10 protein-coding genes are annotated in these 10,652 nt (G+C 68.5%); 6 read left to right on the top strand and 4 right to left on the bottom strand.

Features of this window, described 5'->3' with window-relative positions; all coding sequences use genetic code 11:
- Positions 1-251 precede the first annotated feature (251 nt).
- The 3 genes from ASG80_RS08685 to ASG80_RS08675 form a co-directional block, all read right to left on the bottom strand.
- The gene (locus ASG80_RS08685) at positions 252-917 is read right to left on the bottom strand and encodes a class I SAM-dependent methyltransferase (RefSeq protein ID WP_056729777.1); all 666 of its coding nucleotides are present in this window, start codon (positions 915-917) and stop codon (positions 252-254) included.
- Between the two features lie 83 nt (positions 918-1,000).
- Positions 1,001-2,026, bottom strand: a complete 1,026-nt coding sequence (locus ASG80_RS08680) for an alpha/beta fold hydrolase (protein WP_056729776.1) — start codon at positions 2,024-2,026, stop codon at positions 1,001-1,003.
- A 277-nt stretch (positions 2,027-2,303) separates the two neighbouring features.
- Positions 2,304-2,486, bottom strand: coding sequence for a hypothetical protein (locus ASG80_RS08675; protein WP_056729775.1), 183 nt, complete (start codon positions 2,484-2,486; stop codon positions 2,304-2,306).
- Between the two features lie 262 nt (positions 2,487-2,748).
- On the opposite strand from ASG80_RS08675, the gene ASG80_RS08670 reads away from it, so the two are divergent.
- The 6 genes from ASG80_RS08670 to ASG80_RS08645 all read left to right on the top strand — a co-directional run bounded on the left by ASG80_RS08670 (position 2,749) and on the right by ASG80_RS08645 (position 9,608).
- Positions 2,749-4,302: a GMC oxidoreductase gene (locus ASG80_RS08670; protein ID WP_200952532.1), complete on the top strand. Its 1,554-nt coding sequence runs from the start codon at positions 2,749-2,751 to the stop codon at positions 4,300-4,302.
- A 244-nt stretch (positions 4,303-4,546) separates the two neighbouring features.
- On the top strand, positions 4,547-5,851 hold the full coding sequence (locus tag ASG80_RS08665; protein WP_056729773.1) for an extracellular solute-binding protein: 1,305 nt from the start codon (positions 4,547-4,549) through the stop codon (positions 5,849-5,851).
- 3 nt (positions 5,852-5,854) lie between these two features.
- Entirely contained in the window at positions 5,855-6,799 is a 945-nt protein-coding gene (locus ASG80_RS08660) for a carbohydrate ABC transporter permease (RefSeq protein ID WP_056729772.1), read from the top strand.
- A gap of 14 nt (positions 6,800-6,813) precedes the next feature.
- Entirely contained in the window at positions 6,814-7,626 is an 813-nt protein-coding gene (locus ASG80_RS08655) for a carbohydrate ABC transporter permease (protein WP_235508248.1), read from the top strand.
- Positions 7,627-7,663: 37 nt separating this feature from the next.
- Complete coding sequence (locus ASG80_RS08650; protein WP_056729771.1) at positions 7,664-8,617, top strand: sugar phosphate isomerase/epimerase; 954 nt, start codon at positions 7,664-7,666, stop codon at positions 8,615-8,617.
- A gap of 112 nt (positions 8,618-8,729) precedes the next feature.
- Positions 8,730-9,608, top strand: a complete 879-nt coding sequence (locus ASG80_RS08645) for an intradiol ring-cleavage dioxygenase (protein ID WP_082589981.1) — start codon at positions 8,730-8,732, stop codon at positions 9,606-9,608.
- Between the two features lie 15 nt (positions 9,609-9,623).
- Here ASG80_RS08645 and ASG80_RS08640 read toward each other — a convergent pair whose 3' ends face one another.
- Positions 9,624-10,556, bottom strand: coding sequence for a LysR family transcriptional regulator (locus ASG80_RS08640; protein ID WP_082589979.1), 933 nt, complete (start codon positions 10,554-10,556; stop codon positions 9,624-9,626).
- Positions 10,557-10,652 lie beyond the last annotated feature (96 nt).

The following is a 10,652-nucleotide window of genomic DNA, read 5'->3' as shown; positions in this document are numbered from 1 at the left end:
AGGCCTATACGCCGCCGGAGGTTGCACGACACCGGCCATGACGACCTCGCCGCCCTCCACGCCGACCTCGGACAGGCACTGGACCGTCAACGGCTGACCGATTCGACCACACGAGGCGGCGTCTGCGAGTCATCATCGACAGCTGGATGCATCGCCCTCGCAGGACAGGACGAGCGTCCATGTGAGGATCGGCATGCGGACGCGTCGCGACTGGGGTGGGCACGCTGTGGACACACCCAGAATCGGTAGTTCTACGCCTGCGCGATGCCGGCGATGTGGGTATTGAACGGAAGGAACGGGGTGTGGAGGCGGTAGCGGTCTATCGTCACGCTCTCAAATCCCGCGGCGCGCACGGACTGCTCCAGGTCTCGTTCGCACGAGCAGCCCTCGAAGATCCAGGCCCACGGGCGGCGAAGGACCCGTTGGGCCGCGCGGGTCGGCGTTGCGGTCCTGGCCAGCACGTGTTCGAGGAATCGAAAGGTGCCACCCGGGCGCAGGATGCGCCGTACCTCGGCGAGCACGGCAGCTGGATTCTGCACCGAGCAGAGCACCAGCGAAGAGATCACGCTATCCGCACTGCTATCGGGTAGGCCCGTCTGCTCGGCCATGCGCTCGCGCAGGTCGAGTTGCACGCCGTGTCGGTGCGCCGCATCCCGCAGCGGGCCGTGCATGTACCGGTTGGGTTCGATGGCCACGAGGGTGCTGCCGGCGGGGAGGTATCGGATATTGGCGCCCACGCCCGGTCCGATCTCGACGACCTCGCGAGGAAGCCCGGAGAACACGCGCTGCTTACGACTGCGAAGGTTCCACTCAATGTACGGATCCATCACTCGGAAGAACGCGGCATTGAATCGGCCGCGCACGGCGTGCTGCTTGAACCCGGTCTCTGACGGGGTGATCGTTGTGGTCTCGGCCACTGTCTGCTCCAGCGGTGTCTCGTTGTCGATGACACCAGAGTGCACGCCCCCGTCGGCTCTTTCAGGCGTGGAACTACCTCATTTCACCGATCCGACTCGTCGCGCCGGCCGACATACCACGCCGCGATCTGCGCTCGCGACTTGAAGCCAAGGCGCAGGCGGATTCGTTCGACATGACCCTCGGCGGACCGTTCGTCGATGCCCAGCCGCGTGGCGATTTCGCGGTTCGTACACCCGTCGCTGATTAGCGCCGCGACCTCGGTCTGCCGGGCCGTCAGCGTTCGGGGACCGCGCGGCAGGCTGCGCAAGCCGAGGAACCGGCGGATCGGCGCCACGACAGCCTGCGCATCACCCGCATACGGCAGATGCGAGCGCCCAGGCAGCACCACCAGCTGCGCGCTGGGGATCCCGTCAGCCAGTGCTGCAGCCTGCTCGACGGGAGCGGCCCGGTCTTGGGCACGATGCACCACCAGCGTCGGGGCGCGGACCTGCGCAAGGAGGTCAGTGACGTCGAGGTCGTAGCTCAGCGCCAGAAGCGAGCGGGCGGTGGCGGCGGTCGAGCTTGCCCTTTGGTAGCGGCCGAACTCCTCTCGTGCCGTGGCTTGGGCATCGGGGGCGAAGATGTCGGTGAGCACGTCCGAGCCGAGACCCCAGTGCGACTCGACCAGCCCGAGAACGTGGTCGCGCACGCTGGGTGGGGAGATGTTCGCGCCGGATACCCAGCCGCCGTACAGCACGAGCCGCCGGACTGATTCCGGGTGCGCTACGGTCCAAGCCACCGCGACCAGCGCGCCCATCGACGTGCCCATCAAGTCGAAAGGCTCCGGACCGAGCGTCTCGGCGACTCCGGCCAGCTGCTCCAGCTCATACGCCATTGACGGTGGTCGATCAGATGCTGCGGACAACCCGCAGCCGGCTCGGTCGTACCGCACGAGCCGGCAGCCCGTCGCGAGGCTCTCGTAGAAGGCCCGCTCTTCCGGCAGTTCCCAGCTCAGCTGCAGATGACTGAGCCAGCCAGTGATGTACAACAGCGGGCGGCCGGCACCGATCGAGGCATACGCAATATCGGCGCCATCGGTCGTCGTCAACCGACCAATGCGTTGCTGCACACATCCATTATGGCGATTGGGGGCCGGCGGCAGGATCGAGACGGGATTCGAAGTCGGGCCCAAGTCGAGCTCTCGCATCGCCCTTGTCCCCTCAGGGATCGATCATTGCGTACAAAGGATAGAACGTGGTTCCTCCGAAGTCCGGCGGACTGGGTCGCGGCTACCAGGTCCTGGCGGACGAGTGTTTCGCGAAATGCGTTCCCTCCCGATCCGTAATACAGCTCGCTTTGCGCCAGGGGCGCTCTGGGTGTCGACGCGGGCTTGGGTGCGAAATCGGTCATCGCTGGGTGCAGTTTGAGTCGGGACACGAATCGCAGAGTTCGCCTTGGGTTCGGTATTCGACGAGGGGAACGATCTCATCGATCACCAGCTCTGAGGGATGCACGGCGCTCATCGACCCGAAGAGATCGGTGTACTCCGCTGCCCGCCGGGAGTACGCGCCGCTGACCTTGCTGATCACACGGTCGAGTCTAGGGAAACTGCAGACGCCGCCCGCAAGGCGGTCCCTCAGCCGGGCGCCTCAACCGCCACAGTCCTAAGCCTCCGTAGGCGGTCTCGCGAGGACAAATGTCCAATTGGACACTTAGATGACAAGTACCCACGGAATCGGACGAGTTCCGCCGGAACCTACAGAAGCCCGCGACATCATGACGAAACATCCCATAGTTATGCTGCAAAGTAGCAATACTTCAGCGAAACTCGGGAGCTCCTTCATGCCGCACGTGCCACCCCCCGTCGACGTCCTCATCGTGGGCAGCGGCCTCATGGGCGCCGCCGTAGCGAGGATCGTGCAGGAGGGGTCGCCGGGCGCACGCATCCGCATGATCGACGGCGGCGTGCCGATCGGGGACGCACCCGGTCAGCACCTCCACGACCTCGCCGACGAGGCCGTGCGCCGCACCTACATCGAGCAGGCGTCACCCGGCATCCAGTCCCTGTATCTCGGCGCCCAGGTCACGCCGCCGGTGAGCGGCGAGCTCCGGAGCGTGACCCCTGGCATGTACCACCTCTCCTCCTTCGATGAGGATGCCGCCGAGATGCCGGCGAGCGCGTTCGCCTGGAACGCGGGTGGCATGGGAGTGCACTGGACGGCCGCCACGCCGCGTCCGTGGGGCGACGAGGTGTTCGCGTTCGACGGACCCGACGCGTGGGAGCGTGACCTCCGCGACGCCGAGCGCTTGCTCGGCGTGCACGACGCACCCTTCGGCATCACGAACGTCGGCGCCCGCATCCTCGACGTGCTCGACGGGGTCTTCGGGGCGGCGAGTGCCGAGGGACGCCGTCCGCGCACAATGCCGATGGCAGTCGCTCCGAGCGTGGGCGGCCGGCTGCCGCGCACCGGCCCGAACCGCATCCTCCCGCGGATGAGCGCGCCCGACGATGACGACTTCGCACTGTCCACCGGCACCCTCGCCGTGGCGCTCGTGCACGACGGCGCCACGGTGCGCGGCGCCCGCGTGCGCGAGGTCGCCACGGGCGAGGAGTACGAGATCGAGGCGCGCACGACGGTCGTGGCGGCCGACCCGATCCGCACGCCGCAGCTGCTGTTCGCGTCGGGGATCCGGCCGCCGGCCCTCGGCCGGTACCTGAACGAGCACGCGTTCCTCACCGGGCAGGTGATCGCCGACCTCGGGCGGCTCGACGTCGCACTCGACGAGATCCCCGATCCGGGACCGGACGAATGGGTCGCGGGCTCGTACTGGCTGCCGCACAGCGGCCCAGCGCAGCCGTTCCACGGCCAGATCATGGACCGGCTCTACTTCGACGAGACCGGCGCGCGCCTGGCCTACTCCGTCGGCCTCTCGCTGTACGTGCCGACCCGGCTCGACCCCGACAACCGGCTGGTCTTCGATGAGACGGACCGGGATGTCGCGGGCCTGCCGCGGATCACCGTGCGCTTCGCGCACTCCGAGGCCGACCGCGCACTCATCGAACAGGCGGTCTCGGCGCAACGCGCCGCGGGCGAGGCGCTCGGCGACTTCCGGCCGGAGCGCGATTCCGCGCTGCTGCCGGCGGGCTCATCGCTGCACTTCACGGGGACCGCCCGATCCGGTCCGACGGATGACGGGACCTCGGTCTGCGACCCCGTCGGGCGGGTCTGGGGGTTCTCGAACCTCTATCTCGCGGGCGGCGCAACGGTGCCCACGGCCGTCGTCGGCAACTCCACGCTGACGGGCATGGTGACCGCGGTGCGGGCAGGCCGCGCGGTCGTCGGCGGAGGCGCCCGAAGCCGACGCGCGCCCGTCGCAGTCGGCCAGTCGAATATTTCTAGGTAGTAACAAAATTGCTCCGGGCGTTTCCCGCCCGTAAACTCTCGCTCCTCCGTCTACGCCGGACGGGCAAACCCTTCTACTCTCAAGACCTGAGACCGAGTCTCCCCGCTCCTCGACCATCCGCATCGAGCTTCGTCAGCCGCTCGGCGATAACGAAACAACCCCCGATAAATCGCCGGATCGCCTCAGCTTCACCTCGACCTTCACCTCGCACCGCTCTCCTCGGCCCCCCGAAAGGACCCCCACGATGTTCACCACGACCTCACGGCAGCGCAGGGCGCTCGCCGTCGCCGCGTCGGCCGTCGCCGCCGCCCTGCTGCTCAGCGGGTGCGGGCGCGGCGACGGCGATGCCGATCCCGCCGCCTCGATCACGATCGACGACGCGCCCGCCACCGGGACGCTCAGCCTCTGGATCGGCTCAGGCGAAGCGGACGCGCTCGAGGGCTTCCTCGACGAGTTCGCATCGGAGAACCCCGACCTCGAGATCGAGCTCACGAACGTGCCGTCCGACTCGCTCGACACGAAGCTCACCACGGCGATCGCCTCGGGTGAAGTCCCGGACCTCACCATGCTCTACTCCCAGACGCAGAGCACGATGCTCGCGACGGGCGGCTTCGCCGCCGTACCCGATGGTCTCGTCGACGCCAACGCCTTCTTCGAGGCCGCGTACGACGGCACGCTCGTCGACGGCGTCTCCCACGCCGTGCCTTGGTACGCATACGCGAACGTCTGGTTCTACCGCAAGGACCTCGTCGAGCAGGCCGGCGCCACACCGCCCACGACCTGGGACGAGACGCTGGCCTTCGCCGAGCAGCTGAAGGCGGCCGGTCACCCGACCCCCCTCGGCCTCGACGTCGGCTACGACGCCTACTCCGCCCAGGCCCTCGATGCCCTCGTCCATCAGAACGACGGCAGCCTGATCAGCGACGACCTCGCCACCTGGACGATCGACGCGCCCGAGAACGTCGAGGCGCTCGAGTTCTGGGGTTCCCTCTTCGCCGAGGCGGACGCGAGCCCGGATGGCCCGCTCTTCCTGGACACCGTGCCGTGGTTCACCTCCGGCCAGACGGTGGCCGGCGGCAACGGCCCGTGGTTCCCCGGCTTCCTCGACGAGGCGAACGGCGAGGGCTGGTCCGCCGAGCACCTCGGCGCGATCGTGCCGCCCGCGGGCCCCGACGGCACCGTCTCGGCGAACTTCGGCGGGGGCAGCCTCGCTGTACTGAAGGACGCCGCGAACGCGGACGCCGCCTGGAAGCTCGCCCGCTACCTCGCCGAGCCCGACGTGCAGGTCGCCTGGTATGAGACCTTCGGCAACCTGCCGACGACGGAAGCGGCCTGGGACGAGCCGGTCATCGCCGACAACCCTCTGCTCGCCGCCGTCCGCGACGCCCTCCCGCACGCCGTCGCGGTTCCCGCCGTGCCGACATGGAGCGAGGTCGGAGCGATCATCGGACAGCAGATGGAGCGCGTCGCCCGCGGCGAGGCATCCGCTCAGGAGGCGCTCGCCGAAGCGCAGGCGCAGGCTGAGGCGATCGGCACGGGAATCGAGTAGCCGATGGCCCTCCAGACCACCTCGGTGGGGGCGGTGCCCGTGCACCGCTCCCTCCGGCGGGTACGCGCCCGACGGATGAGGCCGGCTCACGCCGGCATCGCCTGGCTGTTCGTGCTGCCGTTCGTCGTGATCTTCGCCGTGTTCACGGCGGTGCCGGCCGCCACGGCCGTCGTCCTCACGATGACCGACATCGGTGTCGCCGACCTGCGCGACCCGTTCGGCGTGAACTTCGTCTTCCTGGAGAACTTCCAGACGGTGCTCACGGCGCCCGACTTCCTGAGGTCGGCGCTGAACACCGTGATCTACGTGGGCATCGGAGTGCCCGCCACGATGGCGATCGGCTTCCTGCTCGCACTCGCGCTCGACAGCGGCATCCGTCGGGCCCGTTCGGTCTTCAGGGCGATCATCTACGTGCCGGTGATCGCGAACATCGTCGCGGCGGCCGTCGTCTGGCAGTACGCGTTCACGCTCAACGGGCCGATCAACAGCTTCCTCGCCGATCTCGGGATCGTCGGTCCGAACTGGCTGGGCACTCCGACGACGGCGCTCTTCGTCGTGCTGCTGCTCACGATCTGGCGGACGACGGGAACCTGCATGGTGCTGTTCCTCGCCGGCCTGCAGTCCATCCCGGAGGAGGTGCACGAGGCGGCATCCCTGGACGGCGCCGGCTACTGGCGGCGCGTCTTCCAGATGACCCTGCCCCTGCTGCGCCCGACGACGCTCCTCGTGACCGTGCTCATGAGCGTGATGTACCTCAACATCTTCGAAGAGCCGTTCCTGGTGACCGATGGCGGGCCGCTCGGGTCGACGAAGTCGGTCGCGCTGTGGGTCTACGAGCAGTTCGGCTTCGGCAACATGTCGAACGCCATGACGGGCTCGATCGTGCTGCTCCTCGGCGTGCTCGTCATCTGCGTCATCCAGTTCCGAATGCTGAGGCCGAAGCAGTGAATCGTCTCCACGTAGTGCGCGAATCGGGGTTGTACCTGGCCCTCTGCCTCGTCAGCGCGCTGATGCTGCTGCCATTCGCCTGGGTCGCCTTCGGGGCGTTCAAGACGCAGGGCGAGTTCATGTCGAACCCGGGCGGCTGGCTGCCCGAGAGCTTCGCGAACCTCGACAACTTCATCGTGCTCTTCACCGAGGAGGGGTTCGGCCCCTACCTCGTGAACAGCATCATCGTCTCGGCCGTGACGGTGCTCGCGAACGTGCTCTTCTGCTCGATGGCGGGCTATGCGCTCGCGAAGCTGCCGTTCCGGGGGCGAGGGCTCCTCATGGGTTGCGTGCTCGTCGCGATGACGGTTCCGTATGTCGCGCTGTTCGTGCCGCAGTTCCTCATCACCGTGCAGCTCGGGCTGGTGAACACCCTCGCCGGCATCGTCGCGCCGATGCTCGTGATGCCGCTCGGCGTGTTCATCATGCGGCAGTTCGCGCTGTCGATCCCCGACGAGCTCCTCGAGGCGGCCCGCATCGACGGGGCGGGGGAGTTCGGCATCTTCCTGCGCGTCTTCCTGCCGCTCCTCGGCCCGGCGATCGCGACCGTATCGATCTTCACGTTCCTCGCGTCGTGGAACTCCTTCCTCTGGCCGCTGGTCGTGGCCCAGACGGAGGAGGTGTTCACGCTGCCCGTCGGTCTCGCGACCGCATCGCAGGCCTCGAACACGACCGCGTACGGACTGCTCCTCGCCGGGGCGATCGTGGTGCTGCTGCCCGTGCTCATCCTCTTCCTGTTCCTCCAGCGGTACTTCATCCAAGGCATCGCGGCGACGGGGCTCAAGTGACCGAGCGGCTCCGGATGCCGCAGAGAGAAGCCATCCAATGACGATCGACCGTGCACGGATCGCGCTGAACCCGATCCAGTGGATCAACATCAAGGAGCGCCCCGACGACCCGTCGAGCGCCGACCTCTGGCTCTTCGCCGACCCGGCCTTCCGATCGGAGTACCCGGGCGTGCTCGGCAAGGTGCGTGGCGGCGGCTTCGACGCCGTGATGATGCAGGTGCTCGACACCCAGACGCTGCAGGATTACGAGCGGATGGTGCGCGCAGCCGACCTGCGGCTCGCGCCCGGCTACTGCCAGGTCGGCCTGCCCGAAGAGCACGGCGTCACGCTCGCGTCGGGAAGCGCGGAGTGGGTGCGCTGGTTCGATGGTGTCCGTCGCGCCGCCGAGGAGTCGAACTACTTCGGAGTCGGCACGGTGTTCCTCGCGCCTGAGATGACATGGGACGGCGCCGCTCGCACGCTCACCAGGTCGGCAGTGGGTGCGGACTTCGACCAGGACCGCCTCGACCGGGTCGTCGAGGTGCTCGCCGAGGCCGCCCTGATCCTCACCGCCGAGGGCGTGCGGCCCGGACTGCACAACCACGTCGGCACCTGGGTCGAGACCGAGTACGAGATCGACTACGTGCTCGACCAGGTCGACGACGGCCTGCTCGGCGCCTCCTTCGACCTCGGGCACCTCGCCTGGGCGGGCATCGACCCCGTCGGGATGCTGGCCAGGCACCGCGACCGGATCGTCGACCTGCACCTGAAGGACCTCGACCTCGCGATCGCCGCCGAGAGCCGCGCCCATCCGACCGACTACCGCTCGACCGTCGACCGGGGATTGTTCCGCGAGCCCGGCCTCGGCGACCTGGATCTCGACGCCTCCCTCGCCGCCCTGCCTGAGGACTTCGGCGGCTGGATCATCATCGAGGTCGACCGGGCGTCCATGGACCCCGACGAGAGCGTGCACGTCAGCCGCCGCTGGGTCGAGCGGGCCTTCTCCGCCTGAGCGGCACGCACCGGCGTTCACTCGGTCCGCGCATAGGGACTTCATTGCTGGCACACTGCAGGCACCGATCCCGCTCCGTGAGCCTGTCCTCACACCGAACGAGGAGGCCACGATGACCAAGACCAAGACCGACCCCCGCTGGATCGACGAGCACGGCGACGAGATCGACGAGGACCACCGCGGTCTCGTCTACGACATCCGCACGCTGGTCGACCGCCGTCGCGCACTCGGGCTCTTCGGCGGCATCGGCGTGACCGCCCTGCTCGCCGCGTGCGCCGCCCCCGAGACGGAGCCGTCGGCCAGCGCCACGGCCACGACGACCGCCCCGAGCGCGACCGCGACGCCGACGGCCGAGGCATCCGGCCCGATCACCGAAGTGCCCGACGAGACCGGGGGCCCGTATCCCGGTGACGGGTCGAACGGGGTGAACGTGCTTGATGACTCGGGCATCGTGCGCAGCGACATCCGCTCGAGCTTCGGCTCGTCGACGACGGTCGCCGAGGGCGTGCCGCTCACCATCGCGCTCACGGTGCGGGATGCTGCGACGGGCAGCGCGCTCGTCGGCGCCGGCGTGTACCTGTGGCACTGCGACCGCGACGGCAACTACTCGCTGTACTCGAACGGGCTCGAGAACGAGAACTACCTCCGCGGGGTGCAGGAGACCGACGCGACCGGCACGGTGCGGTTCACCTCGATCTACCCGGCGTGCTACTCGGGACGCTGGCCGCACATCCACTTCGAGGTGTACTCGGATGTCGCGAATGCCGTCGCCTCGGGCCCCATCGTGAAGACCTCGCAGATCGCGCTGCCGCAGGAGGTCAACGACCTCGTCTACGCCACGTCGGGCTACGAGCAGAGCGTGCGGAACGTGTCGCAGGTGAGCCTCGCGAGCGACAACGTGTTCGGCGACGACGGCGGCATCCACCAGATCGCCACCATGTCGGGATCGGTGTCGGCCGGGTATACGGCGGCGCTCACGATCGGCGTGTGAGCCGGAAGGCGCCCATCAGCGGGATGCGGCCGCGACGCCGACAGGCTCCTCGCTCGGGGCGACGTCGCGGCGCCGCAGCTCGGCGTCGAGGATCTCGAGCAGCAGCGGTGCGGATGCCGCAGCCGGGCTGCCGGTGATGGCCGACACCACCCATTGCGGCGCCTCGCTCGGCGGGAGCTGCACGGCGACGAGCCCGGTCGCCTGGGGCTTCGACGCGACGTGCTGCGGAACGAGCGCCACGCCCAGGCCACGCTGCACGAGGTCGAGGAGCGTGTGCACGTCGTTCACCGTGCAGCGCACCCGCCGGCCGACGCCGTGCGTGGCGCAGGCGGCGTCGTTGAGCGAGCGCACGGCCCACGACTCCTGGAAGTCGATGAAATCCTGCTCGCGGAGGTCGGACCACTCCACGTGAGCGGATGCGGCGAGCGGATGCTCCGGTGGACAGAGGAGCACGACCGGCCACCGCCCGAGCTCTGTTCGCGTGACGCGGGTGAGGTGGTCGGTGATCGCGACGAACGCGAGGTCGAGATCGCCGTCACGCACCTGCTCGACAAGGTCATGAGATCCGGTCTGCGTGAAGTGGATGTCGACCAGCGGGTAGCGGCGGCGGAATCGCTCGAGCAGCGACGGGACATCCACGATCCCCAGGCACTGCTCGGCGCCGACGCGCAACTCGCCCGACAGTTCTCGGGTGGCCTGCACCACGGCGTCGCGCGCTGCGGCGGACTGGGCGAGCATCGTGCGGGCGTAGGGGAGGAGTGCGAGCCCGGCGTCCGTCGGCTCCACCCGGCGGGTGGTTCGGGAGAAGAGCGTGGTGCCGAGTTCCTCCTCGAGGCTGCGGATGGCCGCGGAGAGTCCCGACTGCGAGACGTGGCAGACGGCGGCGGCGCGGGTGAATTGCTGTTCGTCGGCGAGGGCGACGAGGTACTCCATCTGGCGCAGGTCCATTGATCGATTCCGCTTCTCAATACCATCGAATGTAGTTGTTGGACTTCTAGCTTGAGCTTCCTTAGGGTGAGACGCAACCCCACGACAGGAAAGGTT

The organism is Agromyces sp. Soil535 (assembly GCF_001428255.1).
Lineage (GTDB): Bacteria > Actinomycetota > Actinomycetes > Actinomycetales > Microbacteriaceae > Agromyces.
Note: the sequence above shows the minus strand (reverse complement) of the source record. Positions and strands in the feature narration are given on the sequence as shown.